Raw genomic sequence first — 20109 nt, 5'->3', positions numbered from 1 at the left:
TGCTGTTAACAGGTTTCCGCTTGTGCTTCCGGAACCGGTTTTGCCACGGCGCGAGCGACCAGCGCGGCAATCAGCATCAGACTGAGTACCACCAGCATGGCGCTGCGCAGGCCGTAGTGCTCGCCGAGAAAACCGAGCAGCGGCGGGCCGACGAGAAAGGCCAGGTAACCGGTGGTCGCTACCACGCTAACGCGGGTAGGGGCGTCCGGGCCGGTATCGCTGGCGGCTGAGATGGTCAGCGGGAAGCCAAGCGATGCGCCAAGCCCCCACAAAATCACCGACACGCCTGCCACCCAGGCGCTGTCGACAAAGATAATCAAACCAATCCCCAGCGCGCCCATTAATGCGCTGGCGCGAACCACCGCAACGCGGCTGTAGCGGTCGATAAACCAGCCGCCGGTAAAACGGCCAACGGTCATACCGAGGGTGAAACCGGCGTAGATCAGTGAGCCGGAAGTGGGGCTAAAACCGTGACCGTCCACCATCAGCAGCGGCAACCAGTCGTTGGCGGAGCCTTCCGCAAACGCCATCGCCAGCACCACCACGCCAATCAGCAACAATTGGCTATCGCGCCAGAAGGGGATTCCCTTCTTCCCTTGCGCGTTCTCTTCTGCGGAGTTTTTGCCGGTGCCATCCGGAATAGCAGCAATCGCCAGGATAATCGGCACAATCGCCACCAGCGCCGCCAGCAGAATATGCACATTGGCGGTGAGGCCGAGTGCGGTTAGCGTCATGCCGATCCCTGCGCCGACCAGCGTGCCGAAACTGTAAAAACCGTGCATCATCGGCAGCACGGTTTTATTCATTTCACGTTCAACCACCGCGCCTTCAATATTCATCGCCACTTCGCCCGCGCCGAGGCTACCGCCGAACACGGCCAGCCCGAGGGCAAACAGCAGCGGTGAAGCGACCCACAACGCGAGGCTGAGGATCATCATGCCGAGCACGGAAAAGGACATGCTGGCGCGGATCACTTTGCGCGCGCCGAAGCGTTTAACCAGCCACGCGGAAGAGAGAATGCCGCTCATCGAACCGATCGACAGGCCAAACAGCACGCCGCCCATTTCCGCTGTCGAGACGGACAAAATATCGCGGATTGCAGGCGTACGCGTTGCCCAGGAGGCCATCAGTAATCCGGGCAGAAAAAAGAAAGTAAACAGCGCCCATAGACGGTTGCGCAGGGCATTGCGGGAGGCAATTACGGTCATAACTTCACGTCGGAAAATGAAAAGGTGAGACAACACTAGCAAGGAAGTGTACATTTGTACATAATCAGTGAGAGGATCTATGGCACGACGACCGAACGACCCGCAGCGGCGCGACCGCATTCTTGAAGCGACGCTGGACACCATCGCCGAATGCGGCATCCAGGCGGTAACCCACCGCAAAATCGCCAGCTGTGCGGATGTGCCGCTCGGCTCGATGACCTACTATTTCTCCGGCATTGACGCGCTGCTGGAAGAGGCATTCAGCCGTTTTACCGGGCAGATGTCGGCGCAGTACGCCGCTTTCTTTGACGGTGTTGATAGCCCGGCGCGGGCCTGTGATGCGGTCACGGATCTGATTTACGGCGCGCAGGTTACCACCGCGCGCAATATGGAACTGATGTACCAGCTTTACGCCTTTATGAGCCGCCAGCCGGTGCTGAAAAGCGTGATGCAAAACTGGATGCGCTCCAGCCAGACAACCCTTGAACGCTGGTTTGATCCGAGCACGGCGCGCGCACTGGACGCCTTTATCGAAGGGATGACGCTGCACTTTGTGACCGACAGGCAACCGCTGAGCCGCGAAGAGATCCGCCTAATAATTGGCCGGATCGCCGGGCTCTGAGCGGTATGCGTTATCCTGCAACCGGCAGGCGCGGCGGCTGGCATCCAGCGCCAGGCACAGCGCGACATCGCGGGCAAAACCTCGCTCCTGAAGCTCTCTTGCTGAGGCGCAGTGATGCAAATCAGCGAGGCTGCTTTCACGAAATGCCGCGGCTGCGGCTTGTGCTTCCGGCGAAAGATGGCGTTTGCCGAGGGCGGCAATAATCGCTCCCGCCGCCAGATAATCTTCTACCGCCGGGCGCAGGCTACCATCCGGCCAGCGCTCTCCGGCCGGGATCAGCAAAATACGTTGAAAACCGGCGCAAGCCTGTGCGGTGGCGGTCCGGTTACGAAAGCAGCCGCTAAATACCGCCGCGCCACAGTCGCGCGCTTTGAAGGCGATCGTCGAACCGTTCGGCGAGGGCAGCACCAGCCGGTGCCCGGCGGGAATATCGCGCAATGAAGTGGGTGAGAGCGTATAGCGCTCGCCGCTGAACGTGCGCTCGAAACTGGCGACATCGGCACCATTCTCCTGGGCGTAGCGCAGCGCGCTGTCATCTTTCCACGGCCATGGATAGATAAGTGCGTCGTTATCATTTGCCAGGCTGACGCAGGTGGAAAACGACATCACATCGACAATCACCACGCAATCGGCTTCGTGCGCCAGATGTTCCGCTGCCGCTAACCCCCACTCCAGCCGCACGTCAAACGGGTTTTGGTTGAACCAGGCGTTGCTCATCATGGGAGGCCTCTGTGAGTTGTGGTTCAGTAATAAAGCAGAATCGCGCGATGAAAAACAATCCGCTGGCGATTTCTCTGGAAAAGGTCTGCATATATTCATCTAAAATTCAGATGAATTTCATTCGCTTATTGGGTTTGACGTTAAAAAAATCGCTGGTAACGTTTGTGTCGACCATTCCCGCTTTGCCCACTCTCGCTTATTTTTTTAATGAGAATGGAGAGGTGCATAATGCGAGGTCGATTCACGGTAGCGGGGTGGTTTCTGATGGCGAGTATTTCGGGTTCTGCATTGGCTGCCAGCCATGAGCTGGCGGGTAATACGCCCGGCGCGGAGGTTATTAATGTTGAAAAATCCCGCGGGCAGATCGATTTACTGAGCAATATCGTTTACAGCCAGATTCGGAATGTGCGTTCCGTTCGCCAGTTAAACATGTCGCTACTGGTTCCGCGCACCAGCGCGCTGAAACCAGCTATCGTCTACTTTCCCGGAGGCGGTTTTACTTCCGCTGATTACGATAAATTTATTGAAATGCGTATGGCGCTGGCGGAAGCGGGGTTTGTTGTCGCCGCGGCGGAGTACCGTGTTGTACCGAATACTTTCCCGGCGCCGCTGGAAGATGGTAAAGCCGCAGTGCGCTATTTGCGCGCACATGCGAAGGAGTACAACATCGATCCGCAACGAATCGGTGTGTTGGGGGATTCTGCTGGTGGCTGGCTGGCTCAGATGCTCGGCACCACCAACAATCTAAAAACCTTCGATACCGGCGATAACACCGATCAATCGTCGGCAGTGCAGGCGGTTGCGACGTTATATGGCATTTCAAACTTGCTGAATATCGGTGAAGGATTCCCGCAAGAGATCCAGCAAGTGCATCGTTCCCCGGCGGTCACCGAATCGCTGTTGGTGAACGGCGCGGCGTTCAGGAATTTCCCCGGCGCGACCATCGACAGCGATAAACAAAAAGCGTTGAATGCCAGCCCGATGGGGCATATCAGCGGTAATGAGCCACCGTTCCTTATCATGCACGGCAGCGCCGACACGCTGGTGTCGCCGGAGCAGAGCGCGCAGCTTTACAATGCGCTGAAAGAGAAACATGACAAGGCGAAATACATTCTGGTCAGGGGCGCGGAGCATGGCGATATTTCCTGGTTCCAGCCTGCGGTGATCAAAACGGTGGTCGAATGGTTCAAGCAGACACTGGGCGCGCCTAACGGTGAAGGTAAAGCGGCAAGCGGTAAAGATAGTAACCTGTAAGCGGAGTAATAAAGGCCACCGGAGCGCGGTGTGATTTCAGAAAACGAAATCCGCAGAGCAGGGCTGAATGTCTTAGGGAGTGAATTCCAGGCAACAAAAAACCCATCAACCTTGAACCAAAATGGCGGGGTTGATGGGCTCCACAAAATGGGGACATCAAAGAAAAGCAGTGGCACTAGTTATGACTGACACCCCAGAAAAAAGTTCTGCGCATAACTGAAATATTTTTCAGCTTAGGAGTTATCCGAGTCCCGGCCAGATGATGATAATCAGCGTCCCCGCCAGGGTTAACAACACGTTGGCAATCGCGTAGGTTCCGGCGTAGCCCAGCGCCGGGATATTGCTGCGCGCGGTATCGCTGATGATCTCCATGGCGGGCGCGCAGGTACGTGCGCCCATCATCGCGCCAAAGAGCAGAGCGCGGTTCATTTTCAGCACGTAAGCGCCGAACAGGAAACAGATCAGCACCGGAACGAGGCTTACGATCAACCCGGCAATCAGCATCTGCCCGCCGACGGCGCCCAGACCATGACCAATGCCGCTACCGGCGCTTAAGCCGACACCGGCCATAAACACCATCAGGCCAAACTCTTTCACCATCATCAGCGCACCCTGCGGGATATAGCCGAACGTCGGGTGGTTCGCACGCAGGAAGCCAAGCATGATACCGGCAAACAGCAGACCGGCGGCATTACCCACGCCAAAACTGAACGAGCTGAACTGGAAGGTGATCATGCCGATCATCAGGCCAACAATAAAGAAGGCGCAGAAGGCGAGCAGATCGGTCACCTGGCTGTGAATCGAGATAAAGCCGATACGGTCGGCAATGGTTTTCACCCGGCGGGCATCGCCGCTGATTTGCAGCACGTCGCCTTTATTGAGCACGATATTGTCGTCGATCGGCATCTCAATCTGGCTACGGATCACGCGGTTAAGAAAGCAACCGTGATCGGTCAGTTTTAACTGTGCAAGACGGCGGCCAACCACATTGTGGTTCTTCACCACTACTTCTTCCGTCACGATGCGCATATCCAGCAGATCGCGATCGAACACCTCTTTACCGTTGCGGAAACTGGGATCGAGGCGTGCATGTGCGTCCGGGTAACCGACCAGCGAGATCTCATCGCCCATTTGCAGCACCGCGTCACCGTCCGGACTGGCGAGAATACCGTTGCGGCGAATACGCTCAATATAACAACCGGTCTGGCGATAGATCCCCAGCTCGCGCAGGTTCTTGCCGTCGGCCCAGGCCACCAGCTCCGGCCCGACGCGGTAAGCGCGGATCACCGGCAGATACACTTTGCGATGGGCATCGGTATCGAGGCCGCGTTCGCGAGCGATCTGTTGGGCGCTGGTTTGCAGATCCTGGTGTTGCAGCTTCGGCAAATAACGCGCGCCGAAAATCAGGCTGACCAGACCAATCAGGTAGGTTAACGCGTAGCCAAGGCTGAGGTTATCCAGCGCGCTGGCAAGATTACCGCTCTCCATCGAAGCATGGCGCAGTGTATCGCCAGCGCCGACCAGAACCGGGGTTGAGGTCATCGAACCTGCCAGCATCCCGGCGGTGAGGCCAATATCCCAGCCGAACAATTTTCCCAGCCCTAAAGCAATTAATAGCGCACTGCCAACTAATACCAGCGCGAGCATCAGATAATTCTTACCGTCGCGAAAAAAAATCGAAAAAAAGTTGGGACCGGCTTCAACACCCACACAAAAAATAAACAGCATAAAGCCAAGATTTAATGCATCTGTGTTTATGCTGAAATGCTGTTGACCTAATAATAACGAAACGACTAAAACGCCAATGGAATTACCGAGTTGTACCGAACCCAGACGTAATTTACCAAGACAAAGGCCGAGTGCCAGTACGACAAACAATAACAGTATGTAATTCCCGTTTAACAAATCTGCGACGTTTATATTCACGGAGGCTAACTTCTTGTTTACTTGTAAGTTGTTGAAAGGAATGGTTATTTGAGCTAGTGTTTTGAATGTGCGCTGGCATTAAAAAGCGGTCTTGCACCATGCATTCTTCGCAAAACAAAAACAGGGCGATAGTTTAATCGGATTAGATTACAACGGCTAGTGAGAATCGCGTGTTTACGGCCTGGCCATTTCAGGTATGGATTGCCGTCACCCTTTATCTGTCCGGACATTCTTTTGAACGAACTGGTGTGTGATAGAGAGTCAGGAGGATTGTTTGAAGCTCAGGCGACGTCGGCTCGGTGTTATTTGTAGTTTTCTACTCTTTATTGCGGTATGCCTTTCTTTGGTTGTAAGCATGAAAGGGGATTTACCCGGTTCTGGTAAACCCGAAACAGGTTTGTTGTTTTTTATATTGCCCGGTATTGCCAGCGGCCTTGTTGCCCGTCGTCGCCGGGTGGTTATTGCGTTGCTGGGTGCGCTACTGGCGCTACCATTCTGCTATGTACTGATTCATCTGTTTCTGCTGCCGTCGCGTTCGGTCTGGCAGGAGTTGGCCTGGCTGTTCAGCGCGGTGTTCTGGTGTGGGATTGGCGGTCTGGCGTGTCTGTTTGTGGGCAGGATGTTCAGGCACTAAACGCCCCCGAAAGTGGGGGCGGGCGTCGGATCGTTATGCAAACAGGCCGAAATGCTGTTTGGCGTAGGCTTCAAAATCAGTGCAGCCGCCAATGTGTTGCTGGTCGAGGAAAATTTGCGGTACGGTTTCTACCGGTTTACCGACGGTTTTTTCCAGATCGGCTTTCGTGATTCCTTCTGCGTGAATATCGACATAGCGATAGTTGAAATCATCACGTTCGGCAGTCAGTTTTTCTGCCAGTTCTTTTGCGCGCACGCAGTACGGGCAGCCCGGGCGGCCAAAAATTACAGCAAACATACTCTCTCCTTAAACCTGAAGGTTAATGGTCGCTATCATGACCAACCCCCGGCCTGTTGGAAAGCAGGTTTTGCCTGTTGCATTAATCTCTGCAACCTTTCAGGACAATTTCGGTTTACTGCGATCCTGTGTCTCTGTCCTATACTCGGGGTCTTGTTTATACGGGGATTCTTCATCATGACACCAACGATTGACTTGCTGTGCGCCCATCGTTCCATTCGCCACTTTACCGATCAACCAGTCACACAGGAGCAGCGTGAAGCGATTATCGCCAGCGCGCAGGCGACCTCCAGCTCCAGCTTTTTACAATGCAGCTCGATTATTCGGATAACCGATAGGGCGATGCGTGAGCAACTGGTGACATTGACCGGCGGGCAGCAGCATGTCGCTCAGGCGGCTGAGTTCTGGGTGTTCTGCGCGGATTTCCATCGTAACTTTGAGATCAGCCCGGAAGCGAAACCCGGTCTTGCGGAACAGCTGCTGCTGGGTGTGGTGGATACCGCGCTGATGGCGCAAAACGCCTTTACGGCTGCGGAATCTCTGGGGCTTGGCGGTGTTTATATCGGCGGGATTCGTAACAATATCGAAGCGGTGGGTGAACTGTTACAGGTGCCAAAACATGTGCTGCCGCTGTTTGGCCTGTGCCTTGGCTGGCCGGCGGACGATCCGGGGTTAAAACCGCGGATGCCAGCGTCGCTGCTGGTGCATGAAAACCATTATCAGCCGCTGGATCGCGATGTGCTGGCGCAGTATGACGAAGAGATCGCTAACTACTATCTGACGCGTGGCAGCAATACGCGCCGCGATACGTGGAGCGATCATATCCGTCGCACGCTGATTAAAGAGAATCGTCCTTTTATTCTCGATTATTTGCATAAACAGGGATGGGCAACACGCTAATTCCCGTTCATCCTGCTCTTCGCTGCGTGTATGATACGCGAGCTTTAACGGCTCTTTTTAGCGAGGTGCAGGGTGAGAATTGCCATATTGTCCCGGGACGGAACGCTCTATTCATGTAAACGCCTGCGCGAAGCGGCTACGCAGCGCGGCCATCTGGTCGAAATTTTCGATCCACTCTCCTGTTACATGAATATCAGCCCTGCGGCATCGTCCATTCACTATAAAGGGCGTCAGCTCCCGCATTTTGATGCGGTGATCCCACGCATTGGCTCCGCCATTACCTTTTACGGTACGGCTGCGCTGCGCCAGTTTGAAATTCTGGGCAGCTATCCGCTCAATGAATCCGTCGCCATTACCCGCGCCAGAGATAAACTGCGCTCGCTGCAACTGCTGGCACGCCAGGGGATCGATTTACCGGTGACCGGTATTGCGCATTCGCCGGATGACACCAGCGATCTGATCGATATGGTCGGCGGCGCGCCGCTGGTGGTAAAGCTGGTGGAAGGCACGCAGGGGATTGGCGTGGTGCTGGCGGAAACCCGCCAGGCGGCAGAAAGCGTGATTGACGCGTTTCGCGGCCTGAATGCGCATATCCTGGTGCAGGAGTTTATCGCCGAAGCCAAAGGGTGCGATGTCCGCTGTCTTGTTGTCGGCAATGAAGTGGTTGCGGCCATTGAACGCCGGGCGAAAGAGGGGGATTTTCGCTCCAACCTGCACCGCGGCGGGCAGGCGACTGTCGCCAACATCACGCCGCGCGAACGCGAAATCGCGCTGGCTGCTGCGCATACTCTGGGGCTGGATGTGGCGGGCGTGGATATTCTGCGCGCCAGTCGCGGGCCGCTGGTGATGGAAGTGAACGCGTCGCCGGGGCTGGAAGGCATCGAAAAGGCCACCGGCATCGATATCGCCGGGCGAATGATCCAGTGGATTGAGCGTCAGGCAACGCCTGGATTTTGCCTGAAAACAGGCGGCTAGGGCATTTCCCTGCGCTATTAATGGTGCTTGCCGTGCTTTTTGCGTAAGCTATGGGTAATTTTTTCAGTAAGAGAGTATTACGTTATGGATTCACTCGTCGTTCCTGGTCTGGACACGCTTCGTCACTGGCTCGACGAACTGGGCATCACTTTTTTTGAGTGTGATAACTGTCAGGCGCTGCACCTGCCGCATATGCAAAATTTTGATGGCGTGTTCGATGCGAAACTTGACCTGGTTAATGACATCATGCTGTTTACGGCGATGGCGGAAGTTAAACCTTCGGCGCTGCTGGCGCTGTCAGCGGATCTCTCTGCCATTAACGCCAGTTCGTTGACCGTAAAAGCGTTTCTCGATATTCAGGATGATAATCTGCCGAAGCTGGTGGTATGTCAGTCTTTATGCGTTGGGCCGGGAGTCACCTTCGAGCAGTTCGCCTGGTTTATGCGCCAGAGCGAGGAGCAGATTTCTATGGTGATTATGGAAGCCAACGCGCACCAGCTGCTGTTTCTTGCGACAGACAGCGAGGAAGAGGCCGTCATGGGCGACGCAACGCGCAATTTTCTCCACTGACTCTTTGCCGCAATTCATGCAGTCGCTGCCAGCGCGGCTGCAAAATAAATATTTTTATTCTGCTTTTAACCTTTCTTTAAAGAACTATTCACCGCAATTCCGGCGGTGAAGGCTTATCCCATAGACAGATCCTGCATAAAAAATTGATAAACCGCGTTTTTTAATCTGACCTATAGCCTCAAACCCTGGCTACAGTTATTCTTGCGCTGCTTACAACAGCATGCGGTGTCTGCCGGAAGAGTTTTCTCCTCCGAGGCTGTGCAGAGTGACAAAATATGCATGATTCTTGCATACCTTAAAATGCGTACATTTGGTTCGTATGTTAACGGGCTTTTCCAGAAGGAATGAGATATGACCGCCTTGAGCAAAAAATGGGTATCAGGTCTTGTCGCGGGTGCGTTGATGGCTGTCTCTGCCAGCACGCTCGCAGCCGAGCAAAAGACGCTGCATGTTTACAACTGGTCTGATTATATTGCGCCGGACACCGTCGCAAATTTCGAAAAAGAAACCGGTATTAAAGTCGTTTATGACGTGTTTGACTCCAACGAGGTGCTGGAAGGCAAATTGATGGCGGGCAGCACCGGCTTCGACCTGGTGGTGCCGTCGGCAAGCTTCCTTGAGCGCCAGCTGGCAGCCGGCGTGTTCCAGCCGCTGGATAAGAGCAAGCTGCCAAACTGGAAGAACCTCGATCCAGACGTGCTGAAAATGGTTGCCAAGCATGACCCGGGCAACAAATACGCCATGCCGTACCTGTGGGCGACCACCGGTATTGGTTATAACATCGATAAAGTTAAAGCTGCCCTGGGCAAAGATGCGCCGGTGAACAGTTGGGATCTGGTGCTGAAGCCGGAAAACCTGGAAAAACTGAAAAGCTGCGGCGTCTCTTTCCTCGATGCGCCGGAAGAGATTTTTGCCACCGTGCTGAACTACCTCGGCAAAGATCCGAACAGCAACAAAGCGGATGATTACACCGGTCCGGCAACGGATTTGCTGCTGAAGCTGCGTCCGAATATCCGTTATTTCCACTCTTCGCAATACATCAACGATCTGGCTAACGGCGACATCTGCGTGGCGATTGGTTGGGCAGGGGACGTATGGCAGGCCGCTAACCGCGCGAAAGAAGCGAAAAACGGCGTCAACGTGACCTACACCATTCCGAAAGAGGGCGCGCTGGCATTCTTTGACGTCTTCGCGATGCCTGCTGATGCGAAAAATAAAGATGAGGCTTATCAGTTCCTTAACTATCTGATGCGCCCGGATGTGATTGCTCATATCAGCGATCACGTGTTCTACGCGAACGGCAACAAAGCCTCTGTCCCACTGATCAGCGAAGAAGTGCGTAACAATCCGGCAATCTTCCCGCCGCCGGATGTCTTCGCCAAACTGTTTACGCTGAAAGTCCAGGATCCGAAGATTGACCGCGTAAGAACCCGCGCATGGACTAAAGTTAAAAGCGGCAAGTAAATCAATTACCTGACCGGTGATTTGAATGCACCAACATGGTGCGATTGCCCCAAAGCTGGACAGAGGTACTGCGCCTCTGTTCAGCCATTTGTAAGTCAACCTGTTGAAACAGGGTGATGTTTATGCCGGAGAGCACTGGATTGAACGACGCTATTCCCCGCCCGCAGGCGAAGAGCCGCAAGGATCTGACGCCGCTGCTTGAAATCCGCAATCTGACCAAATCGTTTGACGGCCAGCATGCCGTTGATGATGTCAGCCTCACTATCTACAAAGGCGAAATTTTTGCACTGCTAGGCGCGTCCGGCTGCGGCAAATCGACCTTGCTGCGTATGCTGGCCGGTTTTGAGCAGCCAACGCAGGGGCAAATTATGCTCGACGGCGTCGATCTGGCGCACGTGCCGCCATATCTGCGCCCCATCAATATGATGTTTCAGTCTTATGCCCTGTTCCCGCATATGACGGTTGAACAGAACATCGCGTTCGGGCTGAAACAGGACAAGTTGCCGAAAGCGGAAATTGCCAGCCGCGTGGCGGAGATGCTCAATCTGGTGCATATGAGCGAGTTCGCCAAACGTAAGCCGCATCAGCTTTCCGGCGGGCAACGTCAGCGCGTGGCGCTGGCGCGCAGTCTGGCGAAACGCCCGAAATTGCTGCTGCTGGATGAACCGATGGGCGCGCTGGATAAAAAACTGCGCGACCGCATGCAACTGGAAGTGGTGGATATCCTCGAGCGCGTTGGCGTGACCTGCGTAATGGTAACGCACGATCAGGAAGAGGCGATGACCATGGCTGGCCGTATCGCCATCATGAACCGTGGTAAATTCGTGCAGATTGGCGAGCCGGAAGAGATTTATGAGCATCCGACCACCCGCTACAGCGCTGAATTTATCGGCTCGGTCAATGTCTTCGAAGGGTTGCTGAAAGAGCGTCAGGATGATGGCCTGGTGGTCGAATCTCCTGGGCTGGTGCATCCGCTGAAGGTCGATCCGGATGCATCGGTGGTGGACAACGTGCCGGTGTACGTGGCGCTGCGCCCGGAAAAAATCATGCTCTGCGACGAGCCGCCAGCCGATGGCTACAACTTTGCCGTCGGCGAAGTGGTGCATATTGCCTACCTTGGCGACCTTTCTATTTATCACGTGCGTGTGCAAAGCGGGCAGATGATCAGCGCCCAGTTGCAAAACGCGCATCGCTACCGTAAAGGCGCGCCAACCTGGGGCGACGAAGTTCGTCTCTGTTGGGATGCCGATAGTTGTGTGGTTCTGACGGTTTAAGGAGCGGTGATGAGTACACTGGAGCCGCCGGCCCGCGTTGAAAAACCGGGCGGTTTAACACTGTGGCTGGCGCGTATGCAGATGCGCCACGGGCGTAAGTTGGTGATTGCGCTGCCCTATGTCTGGCTTATTTTGCTGTTTCTGCTGCCGTTTTTGATTGTCTTCAAAATCAGCCTTGCAGAGATGGCGCGCCAGATCCCGCCGTATACCGATCTGATTGAGTGGGCCGACAGCCAGCTTACGGTCACGCTGAATATCGGCAACTTCCTGCAACTGACCGACGATCCGCTCTATATCGAGGCGTACCTGCAATCGCTGGAAGTGGCGGCGATTTCCACGCTGTGCTGTTTGCTGCTTGGTTATCCGCTGGCCTGGGCGGTGGCGCACAGTAAGCCGTCAACGCGCAATATTCTGCTATTGCTGGTGATTCTGCCGTCGTGGACCTCGTTCCTGATCCGCGTGTACGCGTGGATGGGCATTTTGAAAAGCAACGGCGTGCTGAATAACTTCCTGATGTGGCTGGGCGTTATCGATCAGCCGCTGAATATTCTGCACACCAACCTGGCGGTCTATATTGGCATCGTTTACGCCTATCTGCCGTTTATGGTGCTGCCGATTTATACCGCGTTAACGCGTATCGACTATTCGCTGGTGGAAGCCTCGCTGGATCTCGGCGCGCGACCGCTGAAAACCTTCTTCAGCGTGATTGTGCCGCTGACCAAAGGCGGGATTATCGCCGGGTCGATGCTGGTGTTTATCCCGGCGGTGGGGGAGTTTGTGATCCCGGAACTGCTTGGAGGCCCGGACAGCATTATGATTGGGCGCGTGCTGTGGCAGGAGTTCTTTAATAACCGCGACTGGCCGGTGGCTTCTGCGGTGGCGGTGATCATGCTGTTGTTGCTGATTGTGCCGATCATGTGGTTCCACAAACATCAGCAGAAACAGGCGGGGGATCACGCATGAACAACTTACCGGTAGTGCGATCGCCGTGGCGTATCCTGATTCTGGTGCTTGGGTTCTCATTCCTGTATGCGCCAATGCTGATGTTGGTGATCTACTCGTTCAACAGTTCGAAGCTGGTCACGGTATGGGCGGGCTGGTCAACGCGCTGGTACGGCGAACTGTTCCATGATGATGCGATGATGAGCGCGGTGGGTTTAAGCCTGACCATTGCCGCCTGTGCGGCCACCATGGCGGCGATCCTCGGCACCATAGCCGCTGTTGTGATGGTGCGTTTTGGCCGCTTCCGTGGTTCCAACGGTTTTGCTTTTATGATCACTGCGCCGCTGGTGATGCCGGATGTGATTACCGGTCTGTCGCTGCTGCTGCTGTTTGTCGCCCTCGGGCATGCGATTGGCTGGCCTTCGGATCGCGGGATGTTAACCATCTGGTTGGCGCACGTCACGTTCTGTACTGCTTATGTGGCGGTGGTGATCTCCTCACGCCTGCGTGAACTCGATCGCTCGATTGAAGAGGCGGCGATGGATCTGGGCGCCACACCGCTGAAAGTCTTTTTTGTTATTACGCTGCCGATGATCATGCCTGCGGTGATCTCCGGCTGGCTGCTGGCCTTTACGCTGTCGCTGGATGATTTGGTGATCGCCAGCTTTGTCTCCGGGCCGGGCGCGACAACGTTGCCGATGCTGGTCTTCTCCAGTGTGCGCATGGGGGTGAACCCGGAAATCAACGCGCTGGCGACGCTGATCCTTGGCGTGGTCGGGATTGTTGGTTTAATCGCCTGGTATCTGATGGCGCGCACGGAAAAGCAGCGGATTCGCGATATCCAGCGTGCAAGACAAGATCATTCTCATTAAAATCGGGAAATTGTGTCGCTGATGCCGCGCTTGTCGCGGCATTTTTTCACAGGGAAATCACAGGATTGGGCTTCTTTAAGAAAACCACTCATCACGCGAAACTGAATGTACCCGCGATGGTGCAGGTGGCGGCTATTGCCATCATCACCATTCGCTGTGTCGATGTGCTGATGGTGCTCAATGTACTGGGCGGACGCGGTATTATCGATTTTGTCCAGCGCAGCGCACAGACCTGGGCGCTGACGCTGATTTTTCTCGGCAGCCTGTTGCTGGTGTTTATCGAGATCCTTTGTGCGTTTTCGGTAGTGAAAGGGCGCAACTGGGCGCGCTGGCTCTATCTTCTGACGCAGCTTATCGCTACCGGCTATTTGTGGGCCGCCTCGCTCGGCTATGGTTATCCGGAGCTGTTCAGTATTGCCGGTGGATCGCGCCGGGAGATTTTCCGTTCGCTGATGCTGCAAAAACTGCCTGATATGCTGGTGCTGTTCCTGCTGTTTATCCCCACGCCCAGTCGACGCTTTTTCCGCCTGCAATAACGGTGGTACAATCCCGGCCCCGCAAAACGAAAGGCTTTATTATGCAGTGCGCTCTCTACGATGCTGGTCGCTGTCGCTCCTGTCAGTGGATCGAACAACCGCTTGCCACCCAGCTTACCGCTAAGATGGACGATCTCCGTCACCTGCTGGCAGGGTTGCCGGTGGCAGAGTGGCGCACGCCGGTGAGTGGCCCGGAGCAGGGGTTTCGCAATAAAGCCAAAATGGTGGTCAGCGGCAGCGTAGAAAAACCGCTGCTCGGTATGCTGCACCGCGACGGTACGCCGGAAGATCTCACTGATTGCCCGCTCTATCCCGACTCTTTTGCCCCGGTTTTTGCTGCGCTTAAACCCTTTATTGCCCGCGCGGGGTTAACGCCCTACAACGTGACACGCAAGCGCGGCGAACTGAAATACCTGCTGCTGACCGAAAGCCAGCAGGATGGCGGCATGATGCTGCGTTTTGTATTGCGTTCCGAAGTTAAGCTGGCGCAACTGCGCGCCGCGCTGCCGTGGTTGCAGGCGCAATTACCGCAGTTAAAGGTTATTTCGGTAAATATTCAGCCGGTGCATATGGCGATCATGGAAGGGGAGACGGAGATTTTCCTCACCGAACAGCAGGCGCTGGCGGAAAATTTCAATGGTGTGCCGCTGTGGATCCGCCCACAAAGCTTCTTCCAGACTAACCCTGCCGTCGCCAGCGCGCTGTACGCCACCGCCCGTGACTGGGTGCGTGCTTTACCGGTCGCGCATATGTGGGATCTGTTCTGCGGCGTTGGCGGTTTTGGTCTGCACTGCGCTACACCTGAAATGCGGCTGACCGGCATCGAGATCGCCCCGGAAGCGATCGCCTGCGCAACGCAGTCGGCGCAGGTGCTGGGATTGCATAATTTGCATTTTCAGGCGCTCGATTCTACACAGTTCGCCACTGCGCAACAGGACGTGCCGGATCTGGTACTGGTTAACCCACCGCGACGCGGCATCGGGGCGGAATTATGCGACTACTTAAGCCGTATGGCGCCGCCTTTTATCGTCTATTCAAGCTGTAATGCGCAATCAATGGCGAAAGATATTCGACAGCTTCCAGGCTATCGCATCGAACGCGTGCAACTGTTTGATATGTTTCCGCATACCGCGCATTACGAGGTGTTGACGCTGTTGGTTAAAATGTAAAAGCACTTGTGCACAGTGCGGGTGTGCAATAGTATCATTGGTATGAACGCGGCAAGGAGGCTGCAATGCCAAAGAAAATAAGCATCAGATATTTTCGGGATGCATGGCTTGATGAATTCTTTCATCACACCACGCCGCACCGGAAAATTCCGGCCGATATTCACACTACGCTGGCCCGCAAGCTGGATATCATTAATGCCGCGACGTCTCACCGTGATCTTCGTTCGCCGCCGGGCAATCGCTATGAAGAGTTATCGGGGAAACTGCTCGGTTATTCTTCCATCAGGGTTAATAAGCAGTACCGGTTAATTTTCAGATGGGTTAACGGAAAGGCGGATGACCTCTATCTGGATCCGCATATCTATTGAGCCATAACGCTAAGGATTTAACATGAAACAGGCGACCAGAAAGCCAACAACGGTGGGCGACATCCTGCTGTATGAGTACCTGGAACCTCTTGAGCTCAGGATTAACGAGCTGGCGGAGATATTGCATGTGCATCGTAACTCCGTCAGTGCGTTGGTTAATAACAACCGGCGGCTGACGGCGGAGATGGCCTTTCGTCTCGCCAAAGCGTTTGACACATCCGCTGATTTCTGGCTCAACCTGCAAGCGGCCGTCGATTTATGGGAAGTTGAGAATAATATGCGAGCCCAGGAAGAGCTGAGCCGGATTGAATCGGCGGCGAATTTTATTGCTCGCCGTGAGGCAGGGACAAAAAAAGTCGCATAAGCGACTTTTTTATCGCCCGGTAAGCGCGACGCTACCGGGCAAGGCTGCACTTACTGCGGGAACCACTGGTTGCTGATTTTCTGGTACGTACCGTCAGCTTTGATCGCTTTCAGGGCGGTATTCAGTTTTTCCAGTAGCGCCTTGTTTTCCGGGCGAACAGCAATGCCGAGGCCGGTGCCGAAATATTGCGGATCGGTCACTTTCGGTGTTGCAACGCCAAGCTGCGGGTTGGTTTTCAGCCACTCATTAACCACTGCGGTATCACCAAACACGCCATCGATACGGCCATTTTTCAGGTCGATAATCGCGTTCTGATAGCTGTCATAAGCCACGGTTTTCACTTCCGGGTGCTTATCCTGCAAATATTTCTGATGCGTGGTGCCGTTTTCCATACCGATGCGTTTGCCTTTCAAATCGTCGAAAGATTTAAACGCGTCTTTTTTCGCAATCACCACGGCGGAGTTCGCGTAGTACGGATCGGTGAAAGAGACCTGTTTGGCGCGCTCTGGCGTAATATCCATACCGGAGATCACCGCATCATATTTTCTGAATTTCAGCGATGGGATCAGGCTGTCAAACGCGTGGTTAGTGAAGGTGCAGTCTGCCTGCATCTGTTTGCACAGCGCATTTGCCAGGTCGATATCAAAACCGACGATTTTATTGTTCGCGTCCAGCGATTCAAACGGCGGGTAAGTGGCGGAAACGCCGAAATTGATTTTATCAGCAGCAGAGGCGCTTGCAGCGAAAGTCGCGATCAGGGCGGCGGCCAGCATCAGTTTTTTCATTTTCGAACTCCTGTCGATCAATCTTATTGTTTTTGCCGTGTCTTCAGCATGGCGTTTACGATGCCATTAATTGAATTTATATGCAATAAAAATGCTTAAATATATTTTATTGGGTATAAAAAAGGCGAGATATTAAAGCATTATCTCGCCGTTGATTATTATTTATGCAATTAGCTGCGGCGTTCGAAAGCCAGCGCTTTGCGTTCAATCAGGCGCATCATTAGCGTCAACAGACCGTTCACCACCAGATAAATCAACCCGGCTGCGCCAAACACCATTACGTCATAGGTGCGGCCGTACAGCAGCTGGCCGTGCCCCATCACCTCCATCAACGTGATGGTGTAAGCCAGCGATGTACTTTTAAACACCAGCACCACTTCGTTGGAATAGGACGAAAGGGCGCGTTTAAAGGCATAAGGCAGCAGGATCGCCAGCGTGTCTTTCTTGCTCATGCCCAGCGCGCCGCAGGATTGCCATTGACCTTGCGGAATCGCGCGGATCGCGCCGTAAAACAGCTGCGTGGTATACGCCGCACTGTTCAGTGACAGCGCCAGCAGCGCACACAGCCACGGCTGCGACAGCAGATGCCAGATGAACGGATAGTTCTGCAACGACGGGAACTGGCCGGGGCCGTAGTAAATCAGGAAGATCTGCACCAGCAGCGGCGTACCGGTAAACAGCGTGATATAGCCGCGTACGATGTGCGTCAGCACCGGCGTTTTCAACGTCAGTATGACGGTAAACAGTAGCGACAAGATCAGCGCCACAATCAGTGACGCGATGGTCAGCGTCAGGCTGGTATGCAGGCCTTTAAACAGCTCTGGTAAATAGGCAAGCATTATCCCGGCCTCCGTTCAAAGCGCGTCGCACGCAGGTCAATACGTTTGAGGATCCACTGGCTGAACAGAGTGATCACCAGGTAAATCGCCGCCGCCACAATGTACCAGGTGAAAGGCTCCTGAGTACGGGTCGCAATGCTTTTGGTTTGCAGCATCAGATCGTTAACGCTGATCAGCGACACCAGCGCGGTATCTTTCAACAGCACCAGCCACTGGTTACCCAGACCCGGCAGCGCATGGCGCCACATTTGCGGCATCACCAGACGGAAGAAGATCGCTCCTTTCGACAGACCGAGCGCCTGGCCGGATTCCCGCTGACCGTCCGGCACAGCTTTTAATGCACCGCGCAGGGTTTGTGAGGCGTAAGCCGAATAGAGCAGAGAGAGCGCGATTACGCCGCACAGAAACGGGCTGACATCGAAGTTTTCAATCTGTACCTGCACCGGGATCTGCACCACGCCCAGATTGATGGTGAAACCATCAGAGAGCGTCAGCAGTAACTGCGAGGCGCCGAAATAGATAAACAGCACCACGAGGATTTCCGGCAGGCCGCGCAGCAGCGTGACCAACGCGGTACCGATCCATGCAATGGGACGCCACTTAACGGACTCCCAAACGGCAAAGATCATCGCCAGCACCAGGCCGATGAGCAGCGCACAAACGGCAAGGCCGACGGTCATCCCGGCGGCGCTTGCTAATGGAAACATTTCGTTCATTAAGGATTACTTCTGGAACCATTTGCTGTAGATGGTCTGGTAAGTCCCATCTTTCTTCACTTTTTCCAGCGCAGCGTTGAATTTCTGCTGCAATTCAGTGTTGCCCTGGCGTACGGCGATACCCAGACCGGTACCGAAGTACTCTTTGTCCGTCACTTTATCGCCTACTGCTGCCAGTTTGGCATCGGCTTTCAGCCATTCGGTGACCACTGCGGTGTCACCAAAGACAGCATCAATACGGCCGTTTTGCAGATCCAGACGCGCGTTCTGGTAGCTGTCGTAAGGCACGGTGGTGATTTCCGGGTGTTTATCGTTGATGAATTTCTGGTGTGTGGTGCCGTTCTGCACGCCAACACGTTTGCCTTTCAGCTGATCGATGCTGGTGAATTTACCCTGCTGGCCGACGAACAGCGCAGAGTTGTCGTAGTACGGTGTGGTAAACAGAACCTGTTTTTCACGCTCTGGCGTGATATCCATACCGGCCATTACCGCGTCAAAACGGCGGAATTTCAGGCTCGGGATCAGGCTGTCAAAGGCCTGGTTGGTAAAGGTACAGGTCGCATCGATCTCTTTACACAATGCATTCGCCAGATCCACATCAAAGCCGACGATCTTGTTGTTGGCATCGGTGGATTCAAACGGAGGGTAGCTCGCTTCTGTCGCAAAACGAATGGTCTGGGCTGCTGTAGCGCTAAGGCTGATGCTGGCAAGTAGTGCGGCAATCAGTACTTTTTTCATTGTCTTTATTCCCGAGTCTTCAGTGAGATAGGTAGTATTTAAACGCATCGGTCTGCGGCGCGGCAAAGCAGCTGGCATCCCCTTGCTCAACAATGTGACCGTTTTCCATATACACCACGCGGCTGGCGGTTTTGCGCGCCACTTCCACTTCGTGGGTCACGATGACCTGCGTAATGCCGGTTTCCGACAGTTCGCGAATGATGCTGACAATTTGCGCGGTGATTTCCGGATCGAGTGCGGCGGTAGGTTCATCAAACAGCAGAACCTGCGGCTCCATCATCAGCGCACGGGCGATGGCGACACGCTGCTGTTGTCCGCCGGACAGGTGCAGCGGATAGCGATCGCTATAAGGTTTAAGACGTAAACGCTCCAGCAGCTTTTCGGCGCGCGCCAGCGCCTGATCTTTGCTTAAACCGAGCACGCGGCACGGCGCTTCAATCAGGTTTTGTTGCACGGTCAGATGCGGCCAAAGATTATATTGCTGGAACACCATGCCCACGTTCTGGCGCAATTCACGAATCGCTTTATCTGACGGGGTTTTGGCAAAATCAAAATGGTTGCCTGCAATGCTTAACTGGCCGGAACGCGGCATTTCGAGCAGGTTGAGTACGCGCAACAGCGAACTTTTACCCGCACCGCTTGGGCCGAGCAGCACCAGAGTTTCACCCTGTGGGCAATCCAGTGTGATGTCGAAGAGCGCCTGGTGTGCGCCATAAAAGCAATTGATGCTGTTTAATTTAATACTCATCGAAGCAGTCTGATAGCAATTGAGGCCGCAAATAGTAACGTTGACAGAATAGTTATGCAATATTTGTGCGTTAAAACTTAAAAATAAACCAGGTTATGCGATAAAGTTAGCACAAAATACCGGGCGGTGAGGGAACCAGGCATAAATGTCGGCATTCCCCGGGGAATGCCAGACAATTTACGGGGGTT

At 54.5% G+C, this 20109-nt stretch carries 24 protein-coding genes; 15 read left to right on the top strand and 9 right to left on the bottom strand.

The window, feature by feature from the left end:
- Positions 1–5: 5 nt before the first annotated feature.
- A complete protein-coding gene (locus Y71_RS18275; protein WP_007374078.1) occupies positions 6–1208 on the bottom strand; it encodes an MFS transporter in 1203 nt (400 codons plus the stop codon).
- Positions 1209–1287: 79 nt separating this feature from the next.
- Here Y71_RS18275 and Y71_RS18270 point away from each other — a divergent pair, with 79 nt between their 5' ends.
- A complete protein-coding gene (locus Y71_RS18270; protein ID WP_007374079.1) occupies positions 1288–1830 on the top strand; it encodes a TetR/AcrR family transcriptional regulator in 543 nt (180 codons plus the stop codon).
- Here Y71_RS18270 and Y71_RS18265 read toward each other — a convergent pair.
- Positions 1801–2550, bottom strand: a complete 750-nt coding sequence (locus tag Y71_RS18265) for a 2-phosphosulfolactate phosphatase (protein ID WP_007374080.1) — start codon at positions 2548–2550, stop codon at positions 1801–1803. The two genes, Y71_RS18270 and Y71_RS18265, sit on opposite strands and share 30 nt — an antisense overlap.
- Positions 2551–2597: 47 nt before the next feature.
- Between Y71_RS18265 and Y71_RS30090 the strand changes: the two genes are divergently transcribed.
- Entirely contained in the window at positions 2598–2855 is a 258-nt protein-coding gene (locus Y71_RS30090; RefSeq protein ID WP_007374081.1) for a hypothetical protein, read from the top strand.
- On the top strand, positions 2815–3804 hold the full coding sequence (locus tag Y71_RS18260) for an alpha/beta hydrolase (RefSeq protein WP_007374082.1): 990 nt from the start codon (positions 2815–2817) through the stop codon (positions 3802–3804). The genes Y71_RS30090 and Y71_RS18260 overlap by 41 nt, the downstream gene beginning before the upstream one ends.
- Positions 3805–4044: 240 nt before the next feature.
- Here Y71_RS18260 and Y71_RS18255 read toward each other — a convergent pair whose 3' ends face one another.
- Positions 4045–5730 carry an aspartate:alanine antiporter gene (locus Y71_RS18255; protein ID WP_035885883.1) on the bottom strand — a complete coding sequence of 562 codons (1686 nt, stop codon included), beginning with the start codon at positions 5728–5730 and terminating at the stop codon, positions 4045–4047.
- A gap of 274 nt (positions 5731–6004) precedes the next feature.
- Between Y71_RS18255 and ybjM the strand changes: the two genes are divergently transcribed.
- Positions 6005–6364 (top strand): inner membrane protein YbjM, encoded by a 360-nt coding sequence (gene ybjM / locus Y71_RS18250; RefSeq protein ID WP_035885882.1) that lies wholly within the window; start codon positions 6005–6007, stop codon positions 6362–6364.
- Between the two features lie 33 nt (positions 6365–6397).
- Here the strand turns inward: ybjM and Y71_RS18245 are convergent, their stop codons facing one another.
- Positions 6398–6661, bottom strand: a complete 264-nt coding sequence (locus tag Y71_RS18245) for a GrxA family glutaredoxin (protein WP_007374085.1) — start codon at positions 6659–6661, stop codon at positions 6398–6400.
- Between the two features lie 177 nt (positions 6662–6838).
- On the opposite strand from Y71_RS18245, the gene nfsA reads away from it, so the two are divergent.
- The 11 genes from nfsA to Y71_RS18190 all read left to right on the top strand — a co-directional run bounded on the left by nfsA (position 6839) and on the right by Y71_RS18190 (position 16095).
- The gene (gene nfsA, locus Y71_RS18240) at positions 6839–7561 is read left to right on the top strand and encodes an oxygen-insensitive NADPH nitroreductase (protein ID WP_007374086.1); all 723 of its coding nucleotides are present in this window, start codon (positions 6839–6841) and stop codon (positions 7559–7561) included.
- Positions 7562–7633: 72 nt separating this feature from the next.
- On the top strand, positions 7634–8536 hold the full coding sequence (rimK, locus tag Y71_RS18235; protein ID WP_007374087.1) for a 30S ribosomal protein S6--L-glutamate ligase: 903 nt from the start codon (positions 7634–7636) through the stop codon (positions 8534–8536).
- An 84-nt stretch (positions 8537–8620) separates the two neighbouring features.
- Entirely contained in the window at positions 8621–9106 is a 486-nt protein-coding gene (locus Y71_RS18230; RefSeq protein WP_007374088.1) for a type III secretion system chaperone family protein, read from the top strand.
- Positions 9107–9457: 351 nt separating this feature from the next.
- Entirely contained in the window at positions 9458–10570 is a 1113-nt protein-coding gene (potF, locus tag Y71_RS18225; protein WP_007374089.1) for a spermidine/putrescine ABC transporter substrate-binding protein PotF, read from the top strand.
- A gap of 140 nt (positions 10571–10710) precedes the next feature.
- The gene (gene potG, locus Y71_RS18220) at positions 10711–11844 is read left to right on the top strand and encodes a putrescine ABC transporter ATP-binding subunit PotG (protein ID WP_007374090.1); all 1134 of its coding nucleotides are present in this window, start codon (positions 10711–10713) and stop codon (positions 11842–11844) included.
- 9 nt (positions 11845–11853) lie between these two features.
- Complete coding sequence (gene potH / locus Y71_RS18215) at positions 11854–12807, top strand: putrescine ABC transporter permease PotH (protein ID WP_007374091.1); 954 nt, start codon at positions 11854–11856, stop codon at positions 12805–12807.
- Positions 12804–13658: a putrescine ABC transporter permease PotI gene (gene potI, locus Y71_RS18210; RefSeq protein WP_007374092.1), complete on the top strand. Its 855-nt coding sequence runs from the start codon at positions 12804–12806 to the stop codon at positions 13656–13658. Before potH ends, potI begins: the two co-directional genes overlap by 4 nt.
- A 116-nt stretch (positions 13659–13774) precedes the next feature.
- On the top strand, positions 13775–14194 hold the full coding sequence (locus Y71_RS18205) for a YbjO family protein (protein ID WP_090474329.1): 420 nt from the start codon (positions 13775–13777) through the stop codon (positions 14192–14194).
- A 41-nt stretch (positions 14195–14235) separates the two neighbouring features.
- Positions 14236–15363 carry a 23S rRNA (uracil(747)-C(5))-methyltransferase RlmC gene (gene rlmC / locus Y71_RS18200; protein WP_007374094.1) on the top strand — a complete coding sequence of 376 codons (1128 nt, stop codon included), beginning with the start codon at positions 14236–14238 and terminating at the stop codon, positions 15361–15363.
- Positions 15364–15428: 65 nt separating this feature from the next.
- Positions 15429–15731: a type II toxin-antitoxin system RelE/ParE family toxin gene (locus Y71_RS18195; RefSeq protein ID WP_007374095.1), complete on the top strand. Its 303-nt coding sequence runs from the start codon at positions 15429–15431 to the stop codon at positions 15729–15731.
- A gap of 22 nt (positions 15732–15753) precedes the next feature.
- Positions 15754–16095, top strand: a complete 342-nt coding sequence (locus Y71_RS18190; RefSeq protein ID WP_007374096.1) for a HigA family addiction module antitoxin — start codon at positions 15754–15756, stop codon at positions 16093–16095.
- 50 nt (positions 16096–16145) lie between these two features.
- Here Y71_RS18190 and artJ read toward each other — a convergent pair whose 3' ends face one another.
- The 5 genes from artJ to artP all read right to left on the bottom strand — a co-directional run bounded on the left by artJ (position 16146) and on the right by artP (position 19921).
- Positions 16146–16880 (bottom strand): arginine ABC transporter substrate-binding protein ArtJ, encoded by a 735-nt coding sequence (gene artJ / locus Y71_RS18185; RefSeq protein ID WP_007374097.1) that lies wholly within the window; start codon positions 16878–16880, stop codon positions 16146–16148.
- Between the two features lie 170 nt (positions 16881–17050).
- The gene (gene artM, locus Y71_RS18180; RefSeq protein WP_007374098.1) at positions 17051–17719 is read right to left on the bottom strand and encodes an arginine ABC transporter permease ArtM; all 669 of its coding nucleotides are present in this window, start codon (positions 17717–17719) and stop codon (positions 17051–17053) included.
- On the bottom strand, positions 17719–18435 hold the full coding sequence (artQ, locus tag Y71_RS18175; RefSeq protein WP_007374099.1) for an arginine ABC transporter permease ArtQ: 717 nt from the start codon (positions 18433–18435) through the stop codon (positions 17719–17721). The genes artM and artQ overlap by 1 nt, the downstream gene beginning before the upstream one ends.
- A gap of 6 nt (positions 18436–18441) precedes the next feature.
- Positions 18442–19173, bottom strand: a complete 732-nt coding sequence (artI, locus tag Y71_RS18170; RefSeq protein WP_007374100.1) for an arginine ABC transporter substrate-binding protein ArtI — start codon at positions 19171–19173, stop codon at positions 18442–18444.
- A gap of 19 nt (positions 19174–19192) precedes the next feature.
- Complete coding sequence (artP, locus tag Y71_RS18165; protein WP_007374101.1) at positions 19193–19921, bottom strand: arginine ABC transporter ATP-binding protein ArtP; 729 nt, start codon at positions 19919–19921, stop codon at positions 19193–19195.
- Between the last annotated feature and the right edge of the window lie 188 nt (positions 19922–20109).

This window comes from Kosakonia radicincitans DSM 16656 (assembly GCF_000280495.2).
Lineage (GTDB): Bacteria > Pseudomonadota > Gammaproteobacteria > Enterobacterales > Enterobacteriaceae > Kosakonia > Kosakonia radicincitans.
Note: the sequence above shows the minus strand (reverse complement) of the source record. Positions and strands in the feature narration are given on the sequence as shown.

Bases quoted from the DNA above. Each gene is read 5' to 3' on its own strand.
- Y71_RS18275 (WP_007374078.1), bottom strand. From the start codon at position 1,208: ATGACCGTAATTGCCTCCCGCAATGCCCTGCGCAACCGTCTATGGGCG.
- Y71_RS18270 (WP_007374079.1), top strand. From the start codon at position 1,288: ATGGCACGACGACCGAACGACCCGCAGCGGCGCGACCGCATTCTTGAA.
- Y71_RS18265 (WP_007374080.1), bottom strand. From the start codon at position 2,550: ATGATGAGCAACGCCTGGTTCAACCAAAACCCGTTTGACGTGCGGCTG.
- Y71_RS30090 (WP_007374081.1), top strand. From the start codon at position 2,598: ATGAAAAACAATCCGCTGGCGATTTCTCTGGAAAAGGTCTGCATATAT.
- Y71_RS18260 (WP_007374082.1), top strand. From the start codon at position 2,815: ATGGCGAGTATTTCGGGTTCTGCATTGGCTGCCAGCCATGAGCTGGCG.
- Y71_RS18245 (WP_007374085.1), bottom strand. From the start codon at position 6,661: ATGTTTGCTGTAATTTTTGGCCGCCCGGGCTGCCCGTACTGCGTGCGC.
- nfsA (WP_007374086.1), top strand. From the start codon at position 6,839: ATGACACCAACGATTGACTTGCTGTGCGCCCATCGTTCCATTCGCCAC.
- Y71_RS18230 (WP_007374088.1), top strand. From the start codon at position 8,621: ATGGATTCACTCGTCGTTCCTGGTCTGGACACGCTTCGTCACTGGCTC.
- potF (WP_007374089.1), top strand. From the start codon at position 9,458: ATGACCGCCTTGAGCAAAAAATGGGTATCAGGTCTTGTCGCGGGTGCG.
- potH (WP_007374091.1), top strand. From the start codon at position 11,854: ATGAGTACACTGGAGCCGCCGGCCCGCGTTGAAAAACCGGGCGGTTTA.
- potI (WP_007374092.1), top strand. From the start codon at position 12,804: ATGAACAACTTACCGGTAGTGCGATCGCCGTGGCGTATCCTGATTCTG.
- Y71_RS18205 (WP_090474329.1), top strand. From the start codon at position 13,775: ATGGTGCAGGTGGCGGCTATTGCCATCATCACCATTCGCTGTGTCGAT.
- rlmC (WP_007374094.1), top strand. From the start codon at position 14,236: ATGCAGTGCGCTCTCTACGATGCTGGTCGCTGTCGCTCCTGTCAGTGG.
- Y71_RS18195 (WP_007374095.1), top strand. From the start codon at position 15,429: ATGCCAAAGAAAATAAGCATCAGATATTTTCGGGATGCATGGCTTGAT.
- Y71_RS18190 (WP_007374096.1), top strand. From the start codon at position 15,754: ATGAAACAGGCGACCAGAAAGCCAACAACGGTGGGCGACATCCTGCTG.
- artJ (WP_007374097.1), bottom strand. From the start codon at position 16,880: ATGAAAAAACTGATGCTGGCCGCCGCCCTGATCGCGACTTTCGCTGCA.
- artM (WP_007374098.1), bottom strand. From the start codon at position 17,719: ATGCTTGCCTATTTACCAGAGCTGTTTAAAGGCCTGCATACCAGCCTG.
- artQ (WP_007374099.1), bottom strand. From the start codon at position 18,435: ATGAACGAAATGTTTCCATTAGCAAGCGCCGCCGGGATGACCGTCGGC.
- artI (WP_007374100.1), bottom strand. From the start codon at position 19,173: ATGAAAAAAGTACTGATTGCCGCACTACTTGCCAGCATCAGCCTTAGC.
- artP (WP_007374101.1), bottom strand. From the start codon at position 19,921: ATGAGTATTAAATTAAACAGCATCAATTGCTTTTATGGCGCACACCAG.